At 63.2% G+C, this 26,108-nt stretch carries 24 protein-coding genes, 1 tRNA gene and 1 other RNA gene; 10 read left to right on the forward strand and 16 right to left on the reverse strand.

Annotated features, from left to right (window positions below):
• Nucleotides 1–28 precede the first annotated feature (28 nt).
• Nucleotides 29–2,386: a TonB-dependent receptor gene (locus tag BMF35_RS11065; RefSeq protein WP_047005986.1), complete on the reverse strand. Its 2,358-nt coding sequence runs from the start codon at nucleotides 2,384–2,386 to the stop codon at nucleotides 29–31.
• 110 nt (nucleotides 2,387–2,496) lie between these two features.
• On the opposite strand from BMF35_RS11065, the gene BMF35_RS11070 reads away from it, so the two are divergent.
• A complete protein-coding gene (locus BMF35_RS11070; protein WP_047005987.1) occupies nucleotides 2,497–3,123 on the forward strand; it encodes a TetR/AcrR family transcriptional regulator in 627 nt (208 codons plus the stop codon).
• A 166-nt stretch (nucleotides 3,124–3,289) separates the two neighbouring features.
• Here the strand turns inward: BMF35_RS11070 and BMF35_RS11075 are convergent.
• A tRNA-Tyr gene (locus tag BMF35_RS11075) sits at nucleotides 3,290–3,375 on the reverse strand.
• A gap of 164 nt (nucleotides 3,376–3,539) precedes the next feature.
• On the opposite strand from BMF35_RS11075, the gene BMF35_RS11080 reads away from it, so the two are divergent.
• Nucleotides 3,540–4,340, forward strand: coding sequence for a TrmH family RNA methyltransferase (locus tag BMF35_RS11080; RefSeq protein WP_047005988.1), 801 nt, complete (start codon nucleotides 3,540–3,542; stop codon nucleotides 4,338–4,340).
• 79 nt (nucleotides 4,341–4,419) lie between these two features.
• Here BMF35_RS11080 and BMF35_RS11085 read toward each other — a convergent pair whose 3' ends face one another.
• The 5 genes from BMF35_RS11085 to BMF35_RS11105 all read right to left on the reverse strand — a co-directional run bounded on the left by BMF35_RS11085 (nucleotide 4,420) and on the right by BMF35_RS11105 (nucleotide 10,508).
• Entirely contained in the window at nucleotides 4,420–4,692 is a 273-nt protein-coding gene (locus tag BMF35_RS11085; RefSeq protein WP_047005989.1) for an HU family DNA-binding protein, read from the reverse strand.
• 211 nt (nucleotides 4,693–4,903) lie between these two features.
• The gene (gene lon, locus BMF35_RS11090) at nucleotides 4,904–7,309 is read right to left on the reverse strand and encodes an endopeptidase La (RefSeq protein WP_047005990.1); all 2,406 of its coding nucleotides are present in this window, start codon (nucleotides 7,307–7,309) and stop codon (nucleotides 4,904–4,906) included.
• 85 nt (nucleotides 7,310–7,394) lie between these two features.
• The gene (locus tag BMF35_RS11095; protein WP_047006540.1) at nucleotides 7,395–8,189 is read right to left on the reverse strand and encodes a class II aldolase/adducin family protein; all 795 of its coding nucleotides are present in this window, start codon (nucleotides 8,187–8,189) and stop codon (nucleotides 7,395–7,397) included.
• Nucleotides 8,190–8,221: 32 nt separating this feature from the next.
• On the reverse strand, nucleotides 8,222–8,563 hold the full coding sequence (locus BMF35_RS11100) for a YbaB/EbfC family nucleoid-associated protein (protein WP_047005991.1): 342 nt from the start codon (nucleotides 8,561–8,563) through the stop codon (nucleotides 8,222–8,224).
• Between the two features lie 91 nt (nucleotides 8,564–8,654).
• Nucleotides 8,655–10,508: a DNA polymerase III subunit gamma/tau gene (locus tag BMF35_RS11105; protein WP_047006541.1), complete on the reverse strand. Its 1,854-nt coding sequence runs from the start codon at nucleotides 10,506–10,508 to the stop codon at nucleotides 8,655–8,657.
• A 117-nt stretch (nucleotides 10,509–10,625) separates the two neighbouring features.
• Between BMF35_RS11105 and BMF35_RS11110 the strand changes: the two genes are divergently transcribed.
• Complete coding sequence (locus tag BMF35_RS11110; protein WP_052765924.1) at nucleotides 10,626–11,291, forward strand: hypothetical protein; 666 nt, start codon at nucleotides 10,626–10,628, stop codon at nucleotides 11,289–11,291.
• Nucleotides 11,292–11,297: 6 nt separating this feature from the next.
• Here the strand turns inward: BMF35_RS11110 and ffs are convergent.
• Nucleotides 11,298–11,392: signal recognition particle sRNA small type (gene ffs / locus BMF35_RS11115), an RNA gene on the reverse strand.
• Between the two features lie 86 nt (nucleotides 11,393–11,478).
• Between ffs and BMF35_RS11120 the strand changes: the two genes are divergently transcribed.
• Nucleotides 11,479–12,000, forward strand: a complete 522-nt coding sequence (locus BMF35_RS11120) for a hypothetical protein (protein WP_052765925.1) — start codon at nucleotides 11,479–11,481, stop codon at nucleotides 11,998–12,000.
• A gap of 16 nt (nucleotides 12,001–12,016) precedes the next feature.
• Here BMF35_RS11120 and BMF35_RS11125 read toward each other — a convergent pair whose 3' ends face one another.
• From BMF35_RS11125 to BMF35_RS11135, 3 genes are all read right to left on the reverse strand, one after another.
• The gene (locus BMF35_RS11125; protein WP_047005992.1) at nucleotides 12,017–12,298 is read right to left on the reverse strand and encodes an ETC complex I subunit; all 282 of its coding nucleotides are present in this window, start codon (nucleotides 12,296–12,298) and stop codon (nucleotides 12,017–12,019) included.
• A gap of 16 nt (nucleotides 12,299–12,314) precedes the next feature.
• Nucleotides 12,315–14,762, reverse strand: coding sequence for an ATP-dependent helicase HrpB (gene hrpB / locus BMF35_RS11130; RefSeq protein WP_047005993.1), 2,448 nt, complete (start codon nucleotides 14,760–14,762; stop codon nucleotides 12,315–12,317).
• A gap of 187 nt (nucleotides 14,763–14,949) precedes the next feature.
• The gene (locus BMF35_RS11135; protein WP_047005994.1) at nucleotides 14,950–15,972 is read right to left on the reverse strand and encodes a polyprenyl synthetase family protein; all 1,023 of its coding nucleotides are present in this window, start codon (nucleotides 15,970–15,972) and stop codon (nucleotides 14,950–14,952) included.
• A gap of 99 nt (nucleotides 15,973–16,071) precedes the next feature.
• Here BMF35_RS11135 and BMF35_RS11140 point away from each other — a divergent pair, with 99 nt between their 5' ends.
• On the forward strand, nucleotides 16,072–16,365 hold the full coding sequence (locus tag BMF35_RS11140; protein ID WP_047005995.1) for a chorismate mutase: 294 nt from the start codon (nucleotides 16,072–16,074) through the stop codon (nucleotides 16,363–16,365).
• On the opposite strand, the gene BMF35_RS11145 is transcribed toward BMF35_RS11140, so the two are convergent.
• The 4 genes from BMF35_RS11145 to BMF35_RS11160 all read right to left on the reverse strand — a co-directional run bounded on the left by BMF35_RS11145 (nucleotide 16,362) and on the right by BMF35_RS11160 (nucleotide 19,720).
• On the reverse strand, nucleotides 16,362–17,690 hold the full coding sequence (locus BMF35_RS11145) for a sensor histidine kinase (protein ID WP_082115639.1): 1,329 nt from the start codon (nucleotides 17,688–17,690) through the stop codon (nucleotides 16,362–16,364). The genes BMF35_RS11140 and BMF35_RS11145 overlap by 4 nt on opposite strands.
• Before the next feature lie 106 nt (nucleotides 17,691–17,796).
• Complete coding sequence (locus BMF35_RS11150; protein WP_047005997.1) at nucleotides 17,797–18,474, reverse strand: response regulator transcription factor; 678 nt, start codon at nucleotides 18,472–18,474, stop codon at nucleotides 17,797–17,799.
• A gap of 116 nt (nucleotides 18,475–18,590) precedes the next feature.
• Nucleotides 18,591–18,917: a hypothetical protein gene (locus BMF35_RS11155; RefSeq protein ID WP_047005998.1), complete on the reverse strand. Its 327-nt coding sequence runs from the start codon at nucleotides 18,915–18,917 to the stop codon at nucleotides 18,591–18,593.
• An 86-nt stretch (nucleotides 18,918–19,003) separates the two neighbouring features.
• A complete protein-coding gene (locus BMF35_RS11160) occupies nucleotides 19,004–19,720 on the reverse strand; it encodes an SIMPL domain-containing protein (RefSeq protein WP_047005999.1) in 717 nt (238 codons plus the stop codon).
• Nucleotides 19,721–19,828: 108 nt separating this feature from the next.
• Between BMF35_RS11160 and BMF35_RS11165 the strand changes: the two genes are divergently transcribed.
• From BMF35_RS11165 to BMF35_RS11175, 3 genes are all read left to right on the forward strand, one after another.
• Nucleotides 19,829–21,643 (forward strand): ABC-F family ATP-binding cassette domain-containing protein, encoded by a 1,815-nt coding sequence (locus tag BMF35_RS11165; RefSeq protein ID WP_047006000.1) that lies wholly within the window; start codon nucleotides 19,829–19,831, stop codon nucleotides 21,641–21,643.
• A gap of 79 nt (nucleotides 21,644–21,722) precedes the next feature.
• Nucleotides 21,723–23,201 carry a hypothetical protein gene (locus BMF35_RS11170; protein ID WP_047006001.1) on the forward strand — a complete coding sequence of 493 codons (1,479 nt, stop codon included), beginning with the start codon at nucleotides 21,723–21,725 and terminating at the stop codon, nucleotides 23,199–23,201.
• Between the two features lie 161 nt (nucleotides 23,202–23,362).
• On the forward strand, nucleotides 23,363–23,626 hold the full coding sequence (locus BMF35_RS11175; protein WP_335622571.1) for a SnoaL-like domain-containing protein: 264 nt from the start codon (nucleotides 23,363–23,365) through the stop codon (nucleotides 23,624–23,626).
• A gap of 12 nt (nucleotides 23,627–23,638) precedes the next feature.
• On the opposite strand, the gene BMF35_RS11180 is transcribed toward BMF35_RS11175, so the two are convergent.
• Nucleotides 23,639–24,115: a DUF6456 domain-containing protein gene (locus BMF35_RS11180; RefSeq protein ID WP_047006002.1), complete on the reverse strand. Its 477-nt coding sequence runs from the start codon at nucleotides 24,113–24,115 to the stop codon at nucleotides 23,639–23,641.
• A 98-nt stretch (nucleotides 24,116–24,213) separates the two neighbouring features.
• Here BMF35_RS11180 and BMF35_RS11185 point away from each other — a divergent pair, with 98 nt between their 5' ends.
• Both BMF35_RS11185 and BMF35_RS11190 read left to right on the forward strand, forming a co-directional pair.
• Nucleotides 24,214–24,786, forward strand: coding sequence for a helix-turn-helix domain-containing protein (locus BMF35_RS11185; protein ID WP_047006003.1), 573 nt, complete (start codon nucleotides 24,214–24,216; stop codon nucleotides 24,784–24,786).
• A gap of 12 nt (nucleotides 24,787–24,798) precedes the next feature.
• Nucleotides 24,799–25,989, forward strand: a complete 1,191-nt coding sequence (locus BMF35_RS11190; RefSeq protein WP_047006004.1) for a glycosyltransferase — start codon at nucleotides 24,799–24,801, stop codon at nucleotides 25,987–25,989.
• The last annotated feature ends 119 nt before the right edge of the window (nucleotides 25,990–26,108 follow it).

Genomic DNA, 26,108 nt, shown 5'->3' on the forward strand with positions numbered 1-26,108 from the left:
GCGATCCCTCCCGCTGGCGAGAAGGCGATCAGAACTCGATCGTCGCCGTCAGATAGACCTGCCTCGGATTGCCGTAGAAGGCCGTCAGCGTGCCCTCGGTGCCGAGGTTCGGCGTTGGCTGGCCATTGGTCAGCACAGGGTCGCCGGTGACCGGATCGATGGCAATAAAGGTGTAGCCAGAGGTGATATATTCATGGTCTGTCAGGTTCCGACCGTAGAGGCCAAGGCTCCAACCGGCATCGTCATTGTAGACGATGCTGGCATCGAGCAGCGCGTAGCTGCCTTGGTCGAGGAACGGGTTGGGAATTTCGAACTGCGTCGTCGCACTGCGGAAGGAGAGCGTGCTGCCAAGATAAAGGTCACCGCCGCCCATCGGCGTCGTGTAACCCAGCGTTGCCGCCCCGCTCCATTCCGGCGTGTTCTGCACTTCGCGGAAGTCGGAAACATCGGTCGGCACACCGCCGATATTGGTGACGAATTCGGTGTAGTCGGCATCGATCCAGCCGAGCGCGCCGGTAAAGCGCAGCTCGTCGCCCATGCCGGACAGGTCCTCGGCAATGCGTGCGGAGGTTTCCAGCTCGACGCCCATGAACTCTGCCGCACCGGCGTTGGACACCACGCCGCAGAACGTGGCGATGCCGCCAACGTTACAGGCGACGGACCCCGGAATTTGCACATCGGTGTAGTCGGCGTAGAAACCCGCCAGCGCGATGTAGAGCGCGCCATCTAGGAGGTCGCCCTTATAGCCGATTTCATAGCTGTCGACCGTCTCCGGAGCGAAGCTGAGGAAGTCGGCAATTTCTTCGTTAGTCGGATTACCCGGGGTCGTCGCGGGAGCATTCACGCCCACACCGCGCGGGTCGAAACCGCCGCCCTTGAAGCCCTGCGAATAGCTGACGTAGATCTGGTGATCGGGCGTCGGCATGAAGCTCAGTGAGGCGCGCGGGGTGAACTTGTTGAAATCCTCGCTGCCGCTGAAATCGGTGCTCGGACCGCCGAGAGGAAAGCCGTCCCCGCCAAAGATAGGCGAGCCACCGAAAAGAAAGTTTTGGCGCAAAATGTCTGCGGTGCGCTCGTCCCAGGTGTATCGACCGCCGACGGACAGGCTAAGCTGCTCGGTCAGTTCGTAGGTAAAGTCACCGAAGACGGCAAAAGTCTCAGTATCGACATTGGCCTGTGTAAAAGCGGTAAAGCCGGGAAGCAGCACGGGGTTCAGCGTGAACAGTCGCACATCGAACAGCGTGTCCGCCGATGCATCGAGGAAATAGCCGCCCAGAAGGCCGGTGAATGGCCCGCCAACATCCCAGATCAGCTGCACTTCCTGGCTGAATTGTTCGTTGGCATAGATTGCCGGAACATCAAGATCGACGGCAGGCAGCGCATCGAAATCGATCGGCGAGGCGCTTTCATCGGTGCGATAGGCGGAAATCGAGCGCAAAGTCAGCGCATCGGTCAGGTCCAGCCGCGCATTGAGCGCAAAGCCATAAGCTTCCACATCCTGCTCCGGATCGACGAGCCCGCCGCGCGTGTCGAACACATCGTCGAGGACCGGTGCGCCGGATGCGGCACCCGGGATGAGACGGGAGCCGCCGCGCGCATTGCTGCGGTCTGCCGTATAATCGCCGGAGAAGCGGATCAGGTAAGGTTCGCCATTGCCGCCCACTTCCAGCGTGCCGCGACCCGCCCAGATATCCTTGTTGTAATTGTCGAGACCGGTGGTCAGGTTCTCGCCGAACCCGCCGCGTGACAGCCGCGCAACCGAAGCGCCGATACGCACGATATCATTGATAGGCGTGGACGCGGTGACGACGCCTTCGGCGCGCTCATAGGTACCGACCGTGCCGCGGAGGCGAAGCGTAGGCTCATCCGGCAGCTCGCGTGTGACATATTTCACCGCGCCGCCAATCGTATTGCGACCATAAAGCGTGCCCTGCGGCCCACGCAGCACCTCGATCCGCTCGATATCGTAAATATCCAGCACGGCAGCCTGCGGACGGTTCAGGTAAACATCGTCGAGATAAATACCCACGCCCTGCTCGAAGCCGGAGACCGGATCTTGTTGGCCGATACCGCGGATAAAGGCCGACAGGGTGGAATTGGTGCCGCGCGATTCCTCGAGCGTCGTATTCGGCGTGATCTGCGCGACATCGGTGATGTCCACCGCCCCGCGGCGCTGCAGCTCTTCCTCGCCGAATGCGCTGACGGCCACCGGTACATCGACCAGCCGCTCGTCACGGCGGCGCGCGGTCACGATAATGCTACCGGTATCTACATTCTCGTCCGCCTGCTCATCCTGCGACTGCGCATCCTGCGCAAGGGTGGGACTAGCAGCGGTGGCCAGTGCAAGAATGGATGCGGCGCAGCTCAGGCGAAGGACCTTGGACATAAGTTCTCTCCCATCTCTCATATGTTCTTGGCTGCAGCTTTATTGAAAGTTGAACCATCTTTCAACTTTTAACTTTGCGGTATGCGTGGAAAGCCGTTAGCGGTGACAGCATGGCATCGTCGCAAGCCCCCTCATCCGCCCCCTCGGCAATAGACAAGATCCCGCGCACGGAGCGTGGCCGGCAGACGCTGCGCAAGCTGTTGGACGCAGCCGCCAAGGAGTTCGGGGAAAAAGGTTTTCACGACGCCTCGATCAGCGGGATCACCCGGCGAGCAGGCACTGCGCTGGGCAGTTTCTATACCTATTTCGACAGCAAGGATGCGGTCTTCCGCGCCCTTGTGCAGGATATGAGCGGACAGGTGGCATCACGCGCAGGCTCTGCCATTGCCAAAGCTGATACGGCTTTCGCCATCGAGCAGGCGGCGCTGCGGGCATTTCTCGAATTCGCCAGCGAGAACAAGGAAATCTACCGCATTATCGACGAGTCCGAATTCGTCGATCCGCAAAGTTTCCGTGCCCATTATGAAAGCACCGCCGCACGCATCATGGACCGGTTGCGCAGTGGCGCTGCGGACAGGGAGTTCCGCGAAGGGTTGGAAGAGGCGCACGCTTGGGCCTTGATGGGAATGAACGTCTTTCTCGGCCTGCGCTATTCGGTGTGGTCCGACGAGGACAATGCCGAGCGCATTTCGGCAATTGCGAACGAGTTTCTGCGCGAGGGGATTGGGCGGCGGTAGTATAATGCCGAGCGTGCGTGCAGGGCTGGATTGGCCTGCGCTTCGCTCCGGCCGTCTTCGCTTCGCTACGACTCCGAACCAGCTGTTCGCGCTGCGCGCGAAAACGCTGGTTCGATGCGAGCGTCGTTCCTGCCGGAAGTCGAAGCGCGAATAATTCAGTTCCGGGTGGTGGACAGGGCTGGATTCGAACCAGCGTACGCTTGCGCGGGCAGATTTACAGTCTGCTGCCTTTAACCACTCGGCCACCTGTCCACACCGTTGCCGGAAAGGGCTTTCGCCTGCTTTTGGCGGAACCTTGACAGAGGCTCCATCCAGCCGAGAGGCGCCCCTTTGGCGAAGCACCGCTTGCCTGTCAATGGGGCCGGTGGCACAGCGCGCCAAATTGGACAGCAAAGTTTTGCAAAAAGGCACCAGGCATGGCCAAGGGTAAGGACAAAAGAGCACTGCGCGGGCGCGCCGGCCGGATGCAGGGCGGGCGCGGATCGGGGCGCGGAACTAAGGGATATACGCGCCTGTGGGGGCGTCATGCCGTCGAAGCTGCGCTGAAAAACCCTCGCCGCCGACACCGCAAGCTGTGGGCGACGCTGGAAGGTCTGGCCTCGCTCGATGGAGACCTGCCGCCCGACTTTCCGCTGGAGCGCGCCGAAGTGGCGGATCTTGCGAGGCTCGTTGCCAAGGATGCGCCACATCAGGGTCTGGTGCTGGAATGCGAGCCATTGAATGACCTGCATCTGGACGAGGTGCTGACCGGCGACCGGACGCGGCCCATCGTCGTGCTGGATCAGGTGACCGATCCGCACAATGTCGGCGCGCTGCTGCGCTCTGCCGCAGCGTTCAACGCTGCCGCCATCGTGACGCAGGATCGCCATGCCCCGCCGGAAGGTGGGGTGATCGGCAAATCCGCATCCGGTGCGCTCGAGGTGGTGCCATGGGTGCGCGTGGTAAACCTGTCGCGGGCGCTGGAGGATATGGCGGAGGCCGGTTACTGGCGCCTCGGTCTTACAGGAGAAGCCGACGGGACGCTGGCCGAGTGCCTGCCCTCCGGCCCGATTGCGCTGGTGCTGGGCGCAGAGGGCGAAGGCATGCGCCACAATGTCGCGCAGCATTGCGATGCGCTGTGCCGCCTGCCAATCAGCAATGCGATGGAGAGCCTCAACGTCTCCAATGCAGGTGCCATCGCGCTATATGCGATCGCCACCCGTCCCGCCGCGGACTGAGCCGATACGAAAAAGGGCCGCTCCCACCGGGCGGCCCTTTGTCTCTCACCGGCCTAAACCGGCAGGATTCAATCGAAGCTTAGTTGACAGCGTCCTTCAGACCCTTGCCGGCCTTGAACTTCGGCTGGGTCGAGGCCTTGATCGTCATCGGCTCACCCGTGCGCGGGTTGCGGCCCGTGCTGGCCTTGCGCTTGGCAACGGAGAAGGTGCCGAAGCCGACCAGGCGTACTTCGTCGCCCTTGGAAAGCGTCTTCGTGATCGTGTCGAACACACCTTCGACAGCCTTCGTCGCATCGTTGCGCGACAGTCCGCTGGAATCCGCGACGGCACCGATCAGTTCGTTCTTGTTCATTTTTTGGAGAACCCCCTCACTAGAAATTGGCGACCGGGTATCCGTTGTGAATCACCCGGCGAAGGCGCGCAGGTTGAGCGCCTTTTCCCCGCCCTGTCAAAGGCAAAGCGGCGGACGCACGTGCTTTTTTATGGCAGGGCGAATGTTTGGCGCGCCCAACATAAAGAAAGTTATGCGCCCTCGCCGCCTGACTGTCACTTTATGACGCGCTTCAATGGGCAGTAGGCGATGGATCACCCGCGCCCTGCCCCTGTGGCTGGCTGGCAAGGTCGTCCGCTTCAGTCCACTCGATCGCTGCCGGCACGCTTGTGAGCGCGGTCTCCAGCACCTGATCGACATGGGCAACGGGGATGATTTCCAGCCCCTGTTTCACATTGTCCGGAATCTCGGCGAGGTCTTTCTCGTTCTCTTCCGGGATGAGCACGGTAGTGATCCCACCGCGTAATGCCGCCAGCAGCTTTTCCTTCAAACCGCCGATCGGCAGCACGCGGCCGCGCAGCGTGACTTCGCCTGTCATTGCGACGTCGGATCGCACGGCAATGCCGGTGAGCGTCGAGACGATGGAGGTCACCATGCCGATACCGGCGCTGGGCCCGTCCTTGGGCACCGCGCCTTCGGGCAAGTGAATATGCACATTCTTGCGGCCGAAGATGCTCGGCTTGATGCCATAGGCAGGCGCGCGCGCTTTGACGAAGCTGAAGGCGGCGGCGACGGACTCGTTCATCACCTCGCCCAGCTTGCCGGTGGTTTTCACCTCGCCCTTGCCCGGCGTGGTGACGCTTTCGATAGTCAGCAATTCGCCGCCCACCTCGGTCCAGGCAAGGCCCGTGACCGCACCGATCTGCGCCTCGTCATCGCTCATGCCATGACGGAATTTGCGCACACCGGCAAACTCGCCGAGATTGTCCGGCGTGATGGTGACGCTGTCGGTTTCCTTTTCGAGTATCTTGCGAAGGGACTTGCGCGCCAGCCGCGCAATCTCGCGCTCCAGCGTACGCACGCCCGCCTCGCGGGTGTAGTAACGGATAAGGTCGCGCAAGGCTTCCTCGGTCAGCGTGAACTCGCCTTCCTTCAGGCCGTGGTCGCTCACCTGCTTGGCGATGAGATGGCGCTGGGCGATCTCGACCTTTTCGTCCTCCGTATAGCCCTCCAGCCGGATGATCTCCATCCGGTCCAGCAGCGGCTGCGGCAGGTTGAGGCTGTTCGCCGTGGTTACGAACATGATGTCCGACAGGTCGATATCCAGCTCTAGGTAATGGTCCTGGAACTTGTTGTTCTGTTCGGGGTCCAGCACTTCCAGCAACGCCGATGCCGGATCGCCGCGGAAATCCTGACCGAGCTTGTCGATCTCGTCGAGCAGGAATAGCGGATTGCTGGTGCCGGCCTTTTTCAGGTTCGACACGATTTTGCCCGGCAGGCTGCCGATATAGGTGCGACGGTGGCCGCGAATCTCGGCTTCGTCGCGCACGCCGCCAAGGCTCTGGCGGATGAACTCGCGACCGGTCGCCTTGGCGATGCTCTTGCCAAGGCTGGTCTTGCCCACGCCGGGCGGGCCGACGAGGCATAGGATCGGACCTTTGAGCTTGTTAGTGCGCGCCTGCACGGCGAGGTATTCGATGATCCGGTCTTTTACTTTCTCCAGCGCGTAGTGATCCGCATCGAGGATCTCCTGCGCTTTCTTGATGTCCTTCTTGACCTTGCTCTTCTTCCCCCAAGGCAGGCCCAGCAGCACGTCGAGATAGTTGCGCACAACAGTCGCTTCGGCGCTCATAGGCTGCATGGAGCGCAGCTTTTTCAGCTCGCTTTCGGCCTTGGCCTTGGCTTCCTTGGAAAGCTTGGTTTCCTCGATCTGCTTGGCAAGCGCGGCCAGTTCGTCGCCATCCTCGCCCTCGCCGCCCAGCTCGGTCTGGATCGCCTTCAGCTGCTCGTTGAGGTAATATTCGCGCTGCGTCTTCTCCATCTGCCGCTTCACACGGCCACGGATCTTCTTCTCCACCTGCAGGACGGAAAGCTCGCCCTCCATCACCGAATAGACCATCTCGAGCCGCTTCAGCGCATCGCTTTCTGCGAGCAGCTGCTGCTTGGCATCGACTGTGGCGGACAGGTTGGCCGCTATCGCGTCAGCCAGAGCGCCGGCATCGTCGATCGCGCCGAGCTCGGCTTCCAGCTCGTCGGACATTTTCTTGTTCGACTTCGCATATTCGGTGAATTGGCCAAGCGCGCTGCGCATCATCGCGGCGACTTCATTACCGCTTGCCGTCGTTTCGGAGACGTCTTCAGTTTGCGCCATCACATAGCCATCGGCAGTGCGCATCTCGGTCATACGCACGCGCCGCTGCCCTTCTACGAGAACGCGAACCGTGCCATCGGGCAGCTTCAGCATCTGCAGCACTTGTGCCACCACGCCGAGATCGTAGAGATCGTCCGCCTCGGGATCGTCGCAGGCCGGATCGAGCTGAGCGAGCAGCACGATTTCCTTGTCGTTCTCCATTGCCGCTTCGAGCGCGGCGACCGACTTGTCGCGGCCCACGAAGAGCGGGACGGTCATGCCGGGAAACACGACGATGTCGCGCAGCGGGAGGAGGGGGTAAGCGGTGACTTTGGGTTCTTCGGTCATATGACCGCCGATATGGGGGCGGCCGCCTTGCCCTGCAACGGGGGCGCAGGATTAGGTGGGGATTGTGCTGTCAGCAGGCACAGGCCTAGCTTTTGTAACTCTGATCCAACCGATCGAGCTTGCGAAGCAAGGCGGGCCAGGCAAGCCGCTGCGCAAGAGTCGCAAAAGACCCCGGGGCAGCCTGTTCCTTCACCTTTTCCGGTGTGCCTTGTGGCGGCGTGTTCAGCCCGTCGCGGCCCGCGCTGAGCATCTTGACCTGCGCCTCGCAGGCACGTTCCAAGAAATAGAGTCGCAAGAAACATTCGGCGACGCTCTTGCCGATCGTCAACGTTCCGTGGTTGCGCAGGATCATGGCGTGCTTGTCGCCCATGTCCGCAACCAGCCTCTCGCGTTCTTCCGTGTCGGTCGCGATCCCTTCATAGTCGTGATAAGCGATGTCGCTGCGCGCGATCATGCCGGTTTGCGTATGTTCCATGAGACCATCGGCCATGGCACTTACTGCCTGGCCGTCCGGCGTGTGCAGGTGCATCACGGCGTGGGCATTCTCGCAATTCATGTGAAGCGCGGAATGAATGACGAAACCTGCGGGATTGACCGGGTGATCGGTAGGAATGACCGGCTGCCCTTCCCCGTCGATTTTCACCAGAGAGGATGCCGTGATCTCCTCGAACATCATATCGTAGGGGTTGATGAGAAAATGGTGGTCCGGCCCGGGCACGCGCGCCGAAAGATGTGTGAAGATCAGGTCGTCCCAACCGTAGAGCGCGACTAATCGATAGGCCGCCGCAAGATCGATGCGGACTGCCCATTCTTCCTCGGACACGCTGGCCCGAATATCGGCATCGATACCGCTCGGATCGGGGCTTGTCTGCGTTGCCATCTTCGCGTCTCCGTTTTTGCGCCGCGTCAACCTCACCCCATGCCGGGCAGGTTGAACCCCGGTGGCAGGCCGAGGCCGGACTGCATCTCCGCCATGTGTTCGCCCGCCTTGCGGTCGGCTTTGTCGCGCGCGTCGTTGAAGGCGGCAGTGACGAGGTCTTCGAGGATGGCTTTTTCTTCCAGCTTCATCAGGCTGTCGTCGATGGCGACGCCGATAATGCGGCCACGGGCGCTGGCGCGCACTTTCACGAGGCCACCGCCCGCGCTGCCTTCGACCTCGATTTCGTCCAGCTTCACCTGCGCATCGTTCATCTGCTGCTGGATCTTAGCCGCCGCTTCCTGCGCGGCTTTCATCATTTCTTCCATGTTCTGCATTGTGCTGTCTCCATTGGTTCGTCCCGCGTTGGCTATGGCACGAAATGGTGCGCATTTTGTGGTTCGACAAGCTCACCACGAGCGGCAATTCCTAGGCCCGCTTGCTCCAGTCCTCGCGGCCTCGCGGGGGTTCGGTCGGTTCGACCAGCTTGGCATCGGGAAATTGCGCGCGCACGGCCTGCATTAGCGGATGCGCTTCCATGCGGTCTTTCTCGGCCTGCCGCGCTGCCTCGTCCTGCTTGACCAAAGTGGGCTGCGCTTCGCCATCGCCCTTGGTGACTTCCCAGCGCTGGCCGGTGACTTCCAGCAAGGCCTGGCGGATTTCCGGTGCGATATCGTCATCGAACCCGTCCGGCTGCGCGAACACCAGTTTGCCCGGCGACAGTTCGATCACCCGCACCTGCATGCGCAGTCTGGTGGCGAGCGACATGGCGTTGGGCAGGTGCGAATTGTCGACCCGGTTCACCACGTCCGCCCAGTTCAATGCCTGCGGTGCCCCGCCCGCGCTGCCACCTGAAGTCGCCGCCGCCGCGGCGCCGGACATGGCGGCATCCTTCACGATCTTCGCCAGCTTGCCCGGATCGGGCAGGTCGCTAGCATGCAGCACGCGCAGCAGCGCCATTTGCGCGGCAACCAGCGGATCGGGCGCAGTGCGGACTTCGTCATAACCTTTGAGCAGCAATTGCCACAGGCGATGGACTTGTCCCGGCGAAAGCTTCTGCGCCCATTCGCCCAGCGCCTCGCGCTCCTCCTGCGTGGGGGCATCGGCCTCGCCGCCGCCCACTTGCGTCACGGCGATGCGGTGCGCGAATTCCATGAGGGAGCGCAGCAAAGCGAGCGGCTCCACCCCCAGCGCATATTGCTCGTCGACGGCGGCCAGCAGGGCCTGCGGATCACCTTCAAGGATATGCTGGAACAGCCGCCTTTGCGCACCCTTGTCGGCAAGGCCCAGCATGTCGCGCACCTTGGCAGCGCGCACCATCGTGCCAGACTCACTGGAATCCATGTCCGCATGGGCGATCGCCTGGTCGAGAATGGAGAGGCCATCGCGCACAGAGCCTTCTGCCGCCGCCGCGATCATGGAGAGCGCCTCGTCCTCAGCCTCGACACCTTCTTTCGCGCAGATATTGGCGAAGTGCTCCTGCAACAATTCGCGCGGGATGCGCCGCAGGTCGAAACGCTGCGTGCGGCTGAGGACGGTGACCGGCAGCTTGTCGACTTCGGTGGTAGCGAAGAGGAACTTCACATGCGCGGGCGGTTCCTCAAGTGTCTTGAGCAAGGCATTGAAAGCATTGCGCGATAGCATGTGGACTTCGTCGATGATGTAAATCTTGTAGCGCGCCGACACAGCGGCATAGCGCACCGCTTCGATGATTTCGCGCACATCGTCTACGCCGGTATGGCTGGCCGCGTCCATCTCGATCACATCGATATGGCGGCCTTCCGCGATGGCGACGCAGGGTTCGCACACGCCGCATGGGTCGATGGTCGGCCCGCCATTGCCATCGGGTCCGATGCAGTTGAGCGCCTTGGCGATCAGGCGCGCGGTGGAGGTCTTGCCGACCCCGCGAACGCCGGTCATCAGAAAGGCATGGGCCAGCCGGTCACGCTCGATCGCATTGCCCAGCGTGCGAACCATCGGCTCCTGCCCGATCAGTTCGCTGAAGGTCTGCGGACGGTATTTGCGCGCCAGCACGCGATAGGGCTGAGAGGCATCGGGCAAAGGCGCGACGGGCGCGCTTTCGATTGCAGATGGTTTTTCCGGTGCGGGCGTGGCTGGCACCGGCGGCTCTGCCTCGTCGCCAACAGGCTCACCGAACATCGAATCCTGCCCGGCAGCTTCAAGCTCAGCGGCGCTGGGCTGCGTTTCGGCGGCCTCGTCACCCTCGCCTGCGCCTTCGCTTGTCCAGGGCGGCGTATCTGTATCGTCCGGGGAATCGCTCATTGCCCGCAAGCTAGGCGTTCGCCGCGCGCTTGTCAGCCAGCCATTGGCCGCTTTGCCCATTTGCGCTGCCATTGTTGTGGGAGTTTCGCCCAAGCGATTCTGCGATAGGGTCCGCAAATGGCGATACCCAAATGGCTCTATGACCACGACGATGTCAAAAACGGCCCCGCATGGCGGCGATGGACGATCTATGCAGGCTTTGCCATCCTGCCGCTCGCTCTTCTGTTCCTGATCCTGGTCCCGCGCGACGGCCCTGAGGGCGGCATCGTCTTCGGCGACGACAGTTCCAGCCGCGCTTTCAACGATACCTGCGACGATCCGCGCTTTACCGGGCCGGCTGCTGGGCGGATGCTGTCCGCCAGCGACATGGGCCGCGATGCGAGTGACTGCCAGCGTCTCTACCGCGTGGCCGAAGGCTTGCGCGGGCGCTTCCGGGGGCCGTCGGTGCGGTATAATGCGCTGTTCAACGAACCCGCGACGCAAGCCGATCTCGATTACGGCGACGATTCCGGCCCCAATGCGGGCGACGGGCAATGCGATGACATGCGCTTTGCCACGTCCGACATGATCGTCATGCGCATGGACAGCGCCATCGGCGGCGATGCCAGCGATTGCCGCACCGCCGTTGCGGAGGGTCGCGCACAATGGGTCGGCGACCCTGTCGGGCGCAGCGATTTGGTGGGACAGCCCGCGCAACCCGGCCCGATCCAGTTCGACCTGCAGCAGGAACTGGCCGACCGCCAAGCTGCGGAGACGGGTAAGCCGAACGGCAAACCAAAATGATCGGTTGAAATAGGAGCCGAGCGACCCGCTGCCATTTACCTGGGCTGCTTCCTTCCGGACCTGACCCGGTGAGCAAACGCGAACGTCCACCCGACTCCCACGCCGCATATGATGCCACATCCGTGGTTTTGCAAGGCCCAAGCAGGCTGCGCATTTTCGCCTCTCCAATCAACGGAGGGATCATACAATGCCAACCAGAACCATCATCGCCGCCTGCGTTTCTGCCGCCATGCTGACCGCATGCGGTGGACCGAACGAAGAGCTGCTTGCCGCGGCCGAAGAGATCGATTTCGGCGACGATAGCTCGCAATGGGCGAATGACGACGAATGCGACGATCCGCGCTTCCAGGGGCCGGGCACCAACCCGATCGTCAACGATGTCGACCTGATGAAAGACGCCACGGATTGCAGGGCGGCATTCCTCGACGGCACAGCAACGCTTCGTCCAGAAGCCGCACCCGCTGCCCCGGCCGAGGATGACACTTCCGCCGATACCGGCGAGCCTGGCGAGGTGGCCATGTCCGATACCGCCGTGGATTTCGGCGACGACAGCTCAACGTGGGCCAATGATGGCGAATGCGACGATCCGCGCTTCGAGGGCTCCGCCATGGCCAGCAAGACGCTGGAGGAGGACCGGATGAAAGACGCCAGCGATTGCCGCGCTGCCTACGAAGCGGGTACTATCACCTTGCGAGACAGCGAGGACTAGTCCCTCTTCTCGAAGATCAGCGGAAATTGTCGGCGTAAGCCTGAATTTTCAATTTCTTGACCGGCGGCTGGTGAATGCGCGCGGCGATGCCGTGCTTCTTCGCATAGTCTTGGGCAGCATCGCAGCTTTCGAAAGTCAGCTGCACCTGCTGGCGCGTATCGCCGCTGCCGGTCCACCCCATCAGCGGATCGTGCTGCTCGCGCTCTGCCGGAACGAATTGCAGCACCCACTCATCGGTGCGCGCCTTGCCAGATTGCATGGCGGATTGTGGGCGTTTGAAAATGCGAGCTTCGGTCATGGGGCAGCCGGATAATTCAACCGCCGCCTTTTGAAAAGGCGTTCTTCGTCTTCAGGCTCGGCTTTTCTGCCCACGGCTCCTCCGGCCAGCGATGCTTCGGGTAGCGACCTTTCATGTCCTTGCGAACATCGGCCCAGCTGCCGCGCCAGAAACCGGGCAGGTCGCGCGTTGCCTGTATGGGGCGTCCGGCAGGACTGGTCAGCTTGAGCAGGAGTGGCGTGCTGCCGATCATCGGATGCCGCTCCAGCCCGAACAGAGCCTGCACGCGCACTTCTACGCTTGGCGCATCATCGCCGGTGTAGTCGATGGAGTGCGTGGTGCCGGCTGGGCTAGTGAAATTGCGCGGTGCGGACGTGTCCAGCCGCTGCCTTTCCTCCCAGTCCAGCAAGCCGAGCGCTGCATCGGCGAACCGGTCCGGCGCGATGTCGAGATTACGCCTGCCGTTCAGCAGTGGTGCAAGCCACTCCTCGGCCCGCGCTGCCAACGCTTCTTGGGAAAGCGCTTCGATCCCGACGAAGCGGGCACGCGCCAGCAGGCCGTCGGGCAGCAATGTCCCCAATCGGTCCACCGCCTTTTCCACAAGGATATCCACAAACGCCTGCGGGTCGGGATCGGGGGCGGGCCCGCTTGCCAACGTGATTGCGCCCAGCCGCCGCTCCCGACGAGCCTCCACTCGATTTTCGGCGTTATTCCATCGCGCTATCGTCCGCTCTTCGATTTGATCGTGAAGATATTGCTCCACCTCTTCGCGCGACAGTTCCGCTGCTGCGGTAATCCGCGCACCCTTTGCTTGCCCCTGTGCATCGGCGATGACCAGCCATTCGGCGCGCGCCAGCGAGGATGCGGGGTCGAGCTGAAGACCGCGACCGCCTGCCGATTGCCAGCTTTCACCCGAAGGATCACGCCGGCGAGCGATGAAGTCGGGACGCGCGAGGGCGAGGCAAACAGCCGGTGAAGCCGCGTGCGCTAGGCTTTGTCCCTTCGGTGCAGGCCAGTCTGACACGATGGATTGCGCCTTCTTCGCCCAGCCTTCCGACAGTCGCTCCGCTGCCCTCGCGCGCGGTGAGCGATCGCTTGCCCATTTCTGCAACCGAGCCATCAAATCCTCGCCGCGTCCGCCTAAACCCCGCTCCTGCATCAAGGCGACAAGCCGCGCCGAGCTCAGGCCATCGCCCGCCAGCGCTCCGAACAGCACGGTGGCAGCAGATGCCGGGTCCATCGGCAGCTGCGCGATGGCCTCGCCCCATGGCGTAACGGCACCGCTCTCATCCAGCGCACCCATACTACGCAGCGAATGGCGCGCGGCAGCCACGCTTGCTTCGGGCGGGGTATCGAGCCAGCGCAGGCTGGCAGGGTCAGTCAAACCCCACTTCGCCAGGCTGAGCACGAGGGGCGCGAGGTCTGCCGTGAGCATTTCAGGCGCGTCATAGGCAGGCCTGCCCGCATGGCCGCCCTCTTCCCACAATCGGTAAGCGACGCCCGGCCCTTGGCGCGCTGCACGCCCAGCGCGCTGTGCGGACGCCGCTTGGCTGGCGCGCTGCGTAACAAGGTGCGTGGTGCCCGCCGCGCGGTCGAACTCGGCGCGCCGCGCAAGTCCGCTATCGACAACGACGGACACGCCTTCCAGCGTCAGCGAGGTTTCGGCGATGCTCGTCGCCAGCACGATGCGTCTGCGGCCTTCCGCATCGCGACGGATGGCGGCGCGCTGGTCTGCAGGCTGCACTTGCCCGTGGAGCGGCAGGACAGGCGTTTGCGGCAGGCGCTCTTGCAAACGCTCGCGGGTCCGTTCGATCTCGCCGACGCCGGGCAGGAAGGCGAGAATGTCCCCCTCTTCTTCCCGCCAGGCAGTAAGGATCGCGGACGTCATCGCATTCTCGATGCGCTTTTCCGGCGAAGCGCCGAGCCATTCCAGCCGCAGCGGCCATGCCTTCCCCTCGCTCTCGATAACGGGCACTTGCGCGCCCATGACGTCGGCAAAGCGCGCGCCATCGATGGTGGCGGACATGACGCAGATGCGCAGGTCTTCGCGCAGCACGCTTTGCGTCTCGAGCGCCAGCGCGAGGCCGAGATCGCTGTCGAGATGCCGCTCATGCGCTTCATCGAACAGGATGGCGGACACGCCAGCCAATTCCTGGTCTTCCAGCAGCCGGTTCACCAGAATGGCCTCGGTCACGACATTGATGCGGCTGCCTTTGCGGCTGTCGAGGCGGGTAAGATAGCCGACCCGCTCTCCGACCTTCTCGCCCAGCATCTGCGCCATCCGTTCCGCTGCTGCGCCTGCGGCGACACGGCGCGGGCTGGTGATGATGATTTGTCCGCTGCACCATTCCTCCCCAAGCAAGGCGGGCGCGACAGCAGTGGTCTTGCCCGCACCCGGCGGCGCGACAAGCACGGCGCTGCTGCCATCGCGCAATGCGGCGAGCAGGTGCGGCAGGACGGCATGGATGGGAAGGTCAGCGCTCACGACGGCCAGTAATCAACTTGACAAAGTTGACATCGTGACAATGCCGTTGGAGGTTGATTTTTTGTTTCTGTTCAGCTGGTTACGCCAATCTTGCGAAGTTGACACTCTGCCAGAGATTTTTGGAAGGTTTTGCGCGATCATAATCTCGCTGTGTGACATCCCGACAACGTGTAGGAAACCGCTGCCGTCAATACCCCCGCGCCACGGCGAACTGCGCGGCCTCGACCATCGCCCGGCGCGCCGCGGAATCGGGGAAGATCGACAACGCATCGCACGCCCGCTGAGCGTAATGCCGCGCCCGATCGCGCGTGGCGGTGACGCAATCATGCTTGCGGATAAGCTCCACCGCGTGTGCCAGATCGGCGTCCTCATTCGCGAAACCGGCAATGGCGTCTTGCCAGAAACGGCGTTCTTCCTCGTTTCCGCGCGCATAGGCGAGGATGACGGGCAACGTCATCTTCCCTTCGCGGAAATCGTCACCGCGATCCTTGCCCATTTCGGCAGCGTCGGAATCGTAATCGATCGCATCGTCCACCAGCTGGAAGGCAATGCCGAGATTGCGGCCATAGGCATCAAGCGCCAGCTCTTCGGCTTCGTCCTTCTCGGCCACCACGGCGGAAATGCGGCTCGCGGCGGCAAAGAGGGCGGCGGTTTTCGCTCCGATTATGTCGAGATAGCGTTCCTCGCTCGTTTCGATCTTGCGCTGCGCTGTCAGCTGGTCGACCTCGCCCTGCGCGATGATCGCGCTGGCGCCGGAGAGGATTTTCAGCACTTTCAAGCTGCCATCCTCCACCATCAGCTCGAACGCACGGCTGAAGAGGAAATCGCCCACCAGCACGGTGGCGGGGTTGCCGTATACGATATTGGCGGCGGACTTGCCGCGCCGCATCTCGCTGCCATCCACCACATCGTCATGCAGCAGGGTGGCGGTGTGGATGAACTCGACCGCAGCTGCCAGCTTGTGGTGGCGCGTGCCTTGGTATCCGACCACCTCGGCCCCGGCGAGCGTCAGCATCGGGCGCATACGCTTGCCACCACCTGCGATCAGGTGACCCGCCAGCGCCGGAATCAGCGGAATTTCACTCTGCATCCGGTCGAGGATGATGGCGTTTACCGCATTCATCGGCGTTGCCGTCAGCGACAGGATCGGCGTCAGCGTGGGCGGCGCATCGTTGCTGGCGCGTTTGATGGGGACGACATTGTCGCTCATGCCAATGTCTTTGGGGATGCACTCACCGCTTGGCAAGCGCGCATTTGGTCCGCATTGTGCGCTTGCAGCATAACGCAACCGCAAGAGACCGCGCCCATCATGGAACACCACCAGTCAGACCCCGTGCTCGATGGCTTTCGCCGCAGCATCGACAATATCGACGCGGCGTTGGTGCACATTCTGGCAGAGCGGTTTCGCATCACGCAGGCGGTGGGCGAATACAAGGCAAGCAGCCACTTGCCGCCCGCCGATCCGGGGCGTGAAGAACAGCAGATCGCGCGATTGCGCCGTCTGGCGGAAGAAGCCAATCTCGATCCGGAATTCAGCGAGAAATTCCTGCGCTTCATTATCGACGAGGTGATCCGTCACCATCGCCGCGCGGCGGGCGACTAAGTGGCCTCGGCGCCGGCGCGTGGCAGTTCCAGCGTCACCATCAGCCCGCCAAGGTCTTCGCTTTCGGACAGGCTGACGCTGCCGCCGTAAATCTCCGCCACGTCGCGCACGATGGAGAGGCCAAGGCCGGTGCCCGGCTTGCCGGTATCCAGCCGTGCGCCGCGCCCGAATATGGCCGTGCGCTGCGTTTCGGGGATGCCCATGCCGTCATCCTCGACAAGGATGGCGCAGAGCTCCGCCTCCGGATCGGGATCGATCGTCACGAACACGCTGCCGCCGCCATATTTCGCGGCGTTCTCGATGAGGTTGCCGAGCAATTCGTCGAGATCCTGCCGCTCGATGGCGACTTCCGCCTCGCGGTTGCCGTCCATGTCGAAGCGGACGTGGAGATAGAGACGCGACACGGCGCGTTCCACCGCCTCGGCCGCTTCCATCACATTGGTGCGCGACAGACCCACCGCGCGGCGGCCCACGGCGCGCGCCCTAGCAAGGTGGTGATCGACCTGCCGCCGCATCACTGCCGCTTCGCGCAACACGGTCTCGTCGAGGTCGGGGCTGGAGGCGCTGGCGGCGTTCGTCACCACGGTCAGCGGAGTCTTGAGCGCATGGGCGAGATTGCCTGCATGGGTACGCGCTTCCTCGGCCTGCCTCTCGGAATGTTCCAGCAGCATGTTGAGCTCGTCCACCATCGGCTGCACTTCCAGCGGCAGCGGATCGGTGACGCGGTTGGTGCCGGTGGTGCGGATGCGGGCAATGGCGCGGCGTACGCGGCGCAGCGGGCCGAGCCCGTACCATGTCTGCGCAGCCGCCATCAGCAACAGGCCGATGCCCAGAATGGCGAAAGACCATGCAAGGATGGCGCGGATGTCGGCGATCTGCTGGTCCAGCTCCACCCGGCTCGCCGCGACGACAAATTGCCACTCATCGTCACTTCCGGGAATGCCGACCGTGCGCTGCGCCATGCGCAGGGTTTCCGGCGTTTCGAATTGGACGGCATCGTAAAAGACCGGTCCGTCGCGATATTCGCCCTCGCGAATATCCAGGCGCTCGTCCCATAGCGAGCGGGAGGGATAGGGAACCGTCTCCTCGCCATTGATCTGCCAATACCAGCCGCTGTTCGGCTCCAGGAAACGCTGGTCGCCAAGGATACGGTTGAAACGCACATCGCCGAACGGATCGAGCTCGGACGACAGCACCATGGCGTTGAGCGTGATGGCCAGCTGGTCGTCGAACTGGCGCGAGACGAGGCCCGTCAAGGCGCGGTCCAGCGCGAAGCCGCCCAGCAGCAGCAGGGCCATGATCCAGCCCGCCGCGATCATCATCATGCGCCGCGACAGGCTGCCCGTATGGCGCAACGCTATGGCCGCGACCTCCTCCTGCACGGAAGATGTCGACGTTGCCGCTATGGCAGCGGGCGCGCCGGTGACGTCCTCACTCTCTGGGGGCGTCGTCGGGGTCGTCGAGGCTGTAACCGAGGCCACGGATAGTTGTGATGACGTCTGCGCCAAGTTTCTTGCGGATGCGGGTCACGAACACTTCGATCGTGTTCGAATCGCGGTCGAAGTCCTGATCGTAGATATGCTCGATCAATTCCGTCCGGCTCACCACCTTGCCCTTGTGATGCATCAGGTAGCTTAGCAGCTTGTATTCCTGCGCGGTCAGCTTCACCGGCTCTCCCGCCAGCGTGACGCGGCCCGAACGGGTGTCGAGGCGCACATCGCCAGCCGTCAATTCGCTGCTGGCATTGCCGGAGGCACGGCGGATCAGCGCGCGCAGGCGGGCGATCAGTTCTTCGGTCTGGAAAGGCTTGGCGAGGTAGTCGTCGGCACCGGCATCGAGCCCGGCAACCTTGTCGGACCAAGAGTCACGCGCGGTCAGCACCAGTACGGGGAACTTGCGGCCTTCCTTGCGCCACATGCCAAGCACCGTCAGCCCGTCGATCTCCGGCAGGCCGAGATCGAGCACGACGGCGTCGTATTCCTCTGTAGTTCCGAGAAAATGGCCGTCCTCGCCATCGGTAGACAGGTCCACCGCATAGCCATTGCTTTCCAGCGTGGATTTCAATTGCTGGCCGAGGGTGGGTTCATCCTCGACGATCAGGATACGCATATTGGTCTCTCATCCCTGCCTTGGTCATGCGCAAACCTGTTGCGCTCGCAACATGAACGCGTCAACCGATGCTGCGGTTTCCGATGGGGAGAGGATAGAGGCGAGCGTGCGCCAGATCAGCGCGAAACGCGGATGATGCGGGCAGTCTGCGCGTCCACATCGACCCAGATCATGCGTCCGTCGCGGATGAACTTCAGGCGATAGGCCTGCGCGCGAGCGTCGTATTCGAAGCCGATATATTCATCGCTCTCGCGCATACGCGGGATGACGCGCCGCTCAATATCGCGGATCGGCAGGGCACGGCCCGCCTGCATTTCCTCGCGCGCGGCACGCTGGTCGCCGCGGCCCGGATCCTGCTGCGCGAGCGCAGGCACATCCGCCAGCGCCATCGAGGCAGCGGCGGACAGGGCCAGAGCGGCAAGGAGAGAACGGACGCGGTGCATGATGGCTGTGTGCCTAAACCCACAGCATTGAACAAGGAGTGAATGTTCTCAACCCCGTAGGTTCAGCCAGATCCACATGAGGAGGGTCATCGGGTCATCTCGTAGGTGAAGGTTACGGTCACGCCGGATTGCACCTGACCGGGCCGCACGGGCGTTTGAACATCGGCGCGCGCCGCGGCGGTGACGACGATTTGCTCGGTCATTACCATCGGCCTGCCCGGCCCAACGACTTCGGACACTTCCAGCAACCGTACATTGCCATAGCCTGCCATCTGCGCGTAGGCGCGGGCCCGCTCCATGCCGGTTGCGAACGCTGCACTGCGCGCCTGTTCGCGCGCGGCACTGTCGTCTTCCACAGCCCAGCCGATCCCGCCAATGTCGGTCGCGCCGGCTGCGACGAGCGCATCGAGCACTTCGCCCGCACGGTCGATTTCACGCAAGGTCACGCTCACACGGTTCATTACGCGGTAGCCATTGAATATCTGCCGGTTTTCCGGCCCTTCCCAACGATATTCGGCATTGAGATTGATGCCGCTGGTCTGGATGTCGTCACGGTCGATGCCCAGCCGCTCCAGCCGCTCGATTACCCGCTCCATCTGGCGCGCATTGGCCTGCATCGCTCCGACAGCCGTCGGCTCGAGCGTCGTCACACCAGCGGAAAGATTGGCGATATCGGGCGCCTGATTGACGGTTTCGGTGATCGAAAGGGCAATAACCGGCCCTTCGGAAATGATTTCCACATCGGCCAGGGCGGGCTGGGAGAATGCGGCAGCAGCAATCGCAGGCAAGGCATAGCGCAACATCGGTTCGGTCCTTCTCGCGCCGGGAGCGGCGGTTTGAAGGGTAAACGCACTGGCTGCGAAAGCCGTTCCTTGCCAGCTGCGCCGTGCGCGCCTACCTGCCCGCTCACCATGGCGGAACCACCGATACTCAGCTGGGAAGGGCTTGGCCTGCAACAGGGCGGTCGCTGGCTCTTCGGCGACCCCGCCAACGGCGATGGACTGGACCTGCATATCGGCCCGCGCGACAGGCTCGCGCTCATCGGTCGCAACGGTGCGGGCAAGACCACGCTGCTGAAGCTGATCACAGGCGAGATCGAGGCGGATCGCGGGCTGCGCAAGCAGAAGCCGCACACCAATATCGTGTGGCTGGAGCAGGAGCCTGTCTTCGACGGCTTCGCCACGTTGATGGATTACGCGCTATCGGGCGAGAACCCGCCGCCCGAATATTCGGTCGAGAGCATTGCCGGCCAGCTGGGCATCGACATGACCACGCCTGCCGCCGGCGCTAGCGGCGGCGAGCGTCGCCGCGCTGCCATCGCCCGCGCATTGGCGCTCGACCCGGATCTGCTGCTGCTGGACGAACCGACCAACCACCTCGACCTTTCCGCGATCGACTGGCTGGAAGACTGGCTGACCCGCTACAAGGGCGCGTTCATAGTCATCAGCCACGACCGCACCTTCCTGAAACGCCTGACCCGCTCGACCCTGTGGCTGGATCGCGGCGCGCTGCGGCGCAAGGATGTGGGGTTCGGCGGGTACGAGGCATGGGAAGAGCAGGTGTATGCCGAGGAAGCGCGCGCGGCGGAAAAGCTTGATGCCAAGCTGAAGATCGAGGCGCATTGGCTGGAACGCGGCGTCACCGCGCGGCGCAAGCGGAACATGGGCCGCCTAGAGAAACTCTGGGAAATGCGCGCGGCGCGTGCGGCGATGATTTCGCCCGGCGGCACCGCCAAGCTCAAGCTGGCGAGCGACGAGGACTTCAAGAGCAAGTCCGTCATCGTGGCGGAGGATATCGCCAAGTCCTACGATGGCCGCACCATCATTAAGCCCTTCTCGCTGCGCATCCAGCGCGGGGACCGGATCGGCATCGTGGGCGCCAATGGCGCGGGCAAGACCACGCTGTTGAAGATGCTCACCAAGGAAATCGAACCCGATAGCGGCACCGTGACCCATGCGCGCACGCTATCGGGCGTGATGATCGACCAGCAGCGCGCGCTGTTGCAGCCCGAAATGACCGTGCGGCAAGTGCTGGCGGAAGGCGGCGATTGGGTCGATGTGCGAGGGCACAGGAAGCATGTGCAGGCTTACCTCAAGGATTTCCTGTTCGATCCGTCGCTGATCGACGCGAAGATTGGCACCTTCTCCGGCGGGGAGCGCAGCCGTCTGCTGCTGGCGCGCGAGTTTGCCCGCACATCCAACCTGCTGGTGCTGGACGAGCCGACCAACGATCTCGACCTCGAAACGCTCGACCTCCTGCAGGAAGTGATTGCCGACTATGAAGGCACCGTCCTCATCGTCAGCCACGACCGCGATTTCCTCGACCGGACTGTCACCGTCACGCTCGGCCTCGATGGCAGCGGCAGCGTGGATATCGTGGCGGGCGGCTATGAGGATTGGGAAGCCAAGCGCAAGAAGCGGCCTGCGAGGAAAGCGGAAAAGGATGCCAGCGCCGGCGCCGAACCCGCACTGCCCCCTCCCCCGCCACCGAAAGATCCGACCAAGCTGAGCTACAAGGACCAGCGCGATTACGAGCAGCTTCCTGCGCGGATCGAGGAGCTGGAAGGTTTGATCGCGAAAGGCGAAACCGCGCTGGCCGATCCCGATCTCTATGCCAGAGACCCCGATCGCTTTGCCCGCATCAGCAAGAGCCTGGAACTCGCGCGCGCCGAGAAGGACGAAGCCGAAGAACGCTGGCTCGATCTCGCGACACTGGTGGAAGGCTGAACCCCGACCCAAAAACTAACGCACCTTTAACCATCCCTCTTTATATCGATTGCACCAAACCGGGCCACAAGAGGGTCACATGGGCCACGCAACCTCTTCCGCCCTTCGCACCGATGGTGCCGCGTCGACCGCTTCCCTGCAGGGCGCGGCGAACGATGCGTATGGCAGCCTCGCCGGTCTCGGCGCTCCCAAAAAGTTCAAGAAAAAGCCCGTGCTGGTGCTCGATCCTGAAGAGCTGGCAAAGGCCCACGCCATGTTCCAAGATGCGCAGGCGGACATACTCGGCGCCGAGCGGCCCGCACAGGAAGCGCGCCCCAGCAGCCTTCTCGGTCTGGCCCCTATAAGCGAGGAAGACGACGCGGAAGACATGGGCGTCGAAGACGAAAGCACCCTGTCGGACGAGGATTACGACATCCCCAGCGCCGAAGAGGTGCTGAAGATGACCGAGGGCCGTTCAGGTCTCCCCCCCGAAGACGAGGCCATGCAGGCGCAGGCGCTCGAAGACGGCTTCCACGAAGAGACGCGGATTTTCCCGACGCTGCCCGTTCTATCGGACGACGAGATGGCCTCGAACGAGCCGGCCGAGCTTCACGAGCCGGTCGCCGAAGACGCCGAGGCTGCGGCCGAACCGGTCGAGACCTTTGACGAAGAGCCGGTCGCGGAGACCCCCGAGGCCGAATTTACCGAGATTCCCGTGCCTGCCATCGACGAGCACTCGACCGACGAAGAGCCGCCGGTGGAAGCGTCCGCAATGCAGGATGCTCCTATCCCCGAAGAGCCCGTCGAGGAGATGCGCGAGGCTTCAGCGGATGATGCTTGGGCGGAAGACGACATGGCTCCTGCCACTCCACCACGCCCGTCCCTGTTCGAGCGCATGTCCGCCATGGGCGAGATGCCGCTCGAGGTGCCGGAAGAGCGAATGCAGGAGCCCGCACCGGTCGAGCCTACCGAACCGATGGAAGAGACGGCCGAGGAAGAGCCGACGCCCGTCGCCGATCTGCCGGCAGAGCAGGCCGAGCACGACGCGCCACAGTCGATTGGGGCCGATGATTACGGTCCGGAGCCGGAAGAAGCGGTCTTTGAGGAGCCCGCCGCGTTCGACGAGACCGAAACCGAGCCCGTGGAGCTGGCGGCCGAAGATGAATGGCAGACCGACGAACAAGCCGATTCCACAGCGCCGGAAACCGACACCGTCGATTGGTCGACAGTCGCCGACGAGGCCGAGGCCGTTCCGGAACCGGTCGCTGCAGAAGCGCATCCCGATGAATTCGCCGCGCCAGCGGAGGAAGAATATGCGCCCTCGGAAGAATATGGCGTTGAAGAACCGTCCAATGTCGAAACCTATGATGAGGACGAAGACAGCATGGACGGCTACGCCTTCATGTACGCCAATAATCCACGCGGCCGGGTGACACGCCTTGCGCCGCAAGGCAGCCAGAACAGCCTGCGCGCGAAGCTGGTAAAGGATCGCGATGTAGTGGAAACGGGCGGCGGTTACGACAGCCCCTCCCTACTCGCTCGCTTCACCGACTGGGTGCGCGGCCTTTTCAACCGCTGAGGCGCGTACTTCCTGCCGACATAATTATGCTTTAAACATGGGGCCAGCCGGGTCGCATGTTTGAGGAGAGCGTTATGTCGATCGAGAGCTTTGCCCAGGATTTCTACAACGCCGTGCGCGATGACCGCCGCGAGGATTACCAGGCCATGTGAGCAGACGACATCGTCAGCCGCGAGCCTGGCGATGGGCCCATGTCACATCTGCAGGGTCGCCAAGCCCTGCTGGAAAAGCACGCATGGTGGGAAGCGAACACCGAGGTCCATGACGAGAAGATGGAAGGCCCCTTCGTCAATGGTGACGAGTTCGCCATCAACTACCACATGGATGTGACCATGGAAGGCGAGCGCCACAAGATGTCAGAGACAGGCGTTTATACCGTGCGTGATGGGAAGGTCGCGGAAGAGCGCTTCTTTTACGCGCAGTAAACGCTGGCTGTATCAGGTGATGCGGTAGAAATCCGCCACCCGGTCCAGCGCCAGTTTCAGCACCAGCTTGCCGCTGCGCGCAGGCCAGCCGAGCGCCTTTTCGGCGACCGGCGGCGTTTCTCCGGCGCAGACCACGCGCCACAGAATGTCTTCGAGGCCCCTGCCCGCCTGCTTGAGCGCCCCGTCGAAACGATGACGCGCGGCGATCTGGCGCTCGCTGGGTTCTAGCCCCCGCTCGCCCGTGCTTTTCACGCGGACCGGATCCCAGCGCATGGTGACGTTTGCGCCCAGCTGCGCGCGTTCGTAATCGGCGCGCAGGCGCTCGCCAGCATCGAACAGGCGGGTATCGAGATGGCCATGCGCATGCAGCCAGCCGAGCGGGCTCTCGGCCACATTCACAGTCACACTGCGCCGCCCGCGCCGCATGCCGCCGTCCCGGCGCGGCCCTTCACTGGTAAGTTCGCGTTCGACAAGTTCGCGCTGCGCCATCGGCCATTCCCTTCTTTGTGATGGCGCGCCCCTTGCAAAAGCGAATCGGTTGTAGGAAAGATATTTTTGGAACCGATTTGGTTATTGGAGGTGGCAGGATGATCAATCGCATCCGCGATATTCGCAAGCAGAAGGGCATGACGCTGGCGGAGGTCGCCGCTGCCTGCGACCCCGTGACCACCGCACAGACGATCGGCCGCCTTGAAACGGGCATGCGCAATCTCTCGCTGACCTGGATGAACCGCATCGGCGCCGCGCTGGGCGTCGATCCGGAAACGCTGGTGAAAGGCGAGGAGCAGGCGCAGCCGCAGATCATCGCGCGGCTGACCGAAGCGGGTGCGGAAAGCCTTTCGACCCCGCGCGATGCCATCCTGCCCACTGAACTGGTGGATGGCGGCGCGCTCGTCTGCCTCTCCATCGAGACCAGCCAAGGCGAATATCGCACAGGCGACCAGCTCTGGATGCGGCAGGTTCGGATCGAGGATGCAGGCAGCCTGATAAATCGCGATGTCTTGGCACCGCGCTCCGGCGGTCGCTTTGCGTTCGGGCGACTGATCGACCGGCAATCGAACCTAGTCGGCCTGCTGCCGCCGGGCATCGGACAGCGCCAGATCGTGATCGACAATCCCGCCTGGCTGGCGGTCGCGGAAATGCTGGTGCGCAAGCTCTAGGTCGCCCGCACCGTGCCGCGCATCCTGTCCATCGCGACGCTTTACCCGAACGCGCACCTACCGCGCTTCGGCACATTTGTGGCGCGCCAGATGGAAGCGCTGGCCGGTCGCGACGGCTGGGATGTGACGGTCATCAATCCCATCGGCGTACCGCCCGTGCCGATGGGCCGCTACAAGGCTCTCGCCAAAGCAGCTGTGGACGGTGAGGAAGGCGGCGTGGCCGTGCACCGCCCGCGCTTCACACTCATCCCGGCAGTCGGGGGCCCGCTCAATCCGGCGATGATTGTGCGCGCCGCCCTGCCGATCGCGCAACGCCTGCATGCTGCCGAACCCTTCGACCTTGTCGATGCGCAATTCTTCTATCCGGACGGACCCGCCGCCGCGCAGATCGCCGAGGCTCTCGGCCTGCCGCTAAGTATCAAGGCGCGCGGCGCGGACATCTCGCTTTGGGGACACCGCGCCTATGCACAGCGCAAGATGGTCGCGGCGGCAGCGCAGGCGGCTGGATTGCTGTCGGTGAGCGAGGCGCTGAAAGCCGATATGGCCGCAATCCGCCTGCCTGCCGACAAGGTGACGGTCCATTATACCGGGCTCGACCGGCAGCTGTTCAGGCCGCTGGACCGCGCTAAATCCCGCCGGCAACTGGCAGATGACCATGGTATCAACCTCGGCAAGGGTGAAAGCCTGCTGGCCACGGTCGGCGCTTTCATCCCGCGCAAGGGGCAGCACTTCGTCATCCGCGCTTTGGCCGACCTTCCAGACGCGCATCTGGCGCTGGTCGGCGCAGGGCCCGATCGCGACGCTTTGCAGACTCTCGCCTATGAATGCGACGTATCGCACCGGGTGCATTTTCTCGGCAGCCTCGATCACGGCGCTTTGCCGGTCGTGCTGAGCGCAGCAGATGCCATGGTGTTGCCGTCCGCCAGCGAAGGGCTCGCCAATGCCTGGGTGGAAGCGCTGGCGTGCGGCGCGCCGCTGGTCATTACCGATGCAGGCGGGGCAAAGGAACTGGTGAGAGCGCCGAGCGCGGGGCGGATCGTTGCACGCGATGTCGCAGCGATTGCCAGCGGTGTGCGCGAGGTGCTGGCAGCGGACTATCCGGCGGACAAGGTAGCGGCCAATGCCTCGCAATTCAGCTGGGAAGCGAATGCTGCGGCGTTGGCAGCATTTTACGAAAACATAATGGAAACCCACTCACCCTGAGCTTGTCGGACTCGGAGAGGGGGATGCTGCCCCCTACGGTTGCCTTGCCTATTCCGGCGTTACACCGAAGAAGAAGCAGTCCTTCGGAGTTGAAGACGGCGCGCCGCGTTACCAACTGA

The organism is Aurantiacibacter gangjinensis, from assembly GCF_001886695.1.
Classification (GTDB): Bacteria; Pseudomonadota; Alphaproteobacteria; order Sphingomonadales; family Sphingomonadaceae; genus Alteraurantiacibacter; species Alteraurantiacibacter gangjinensis.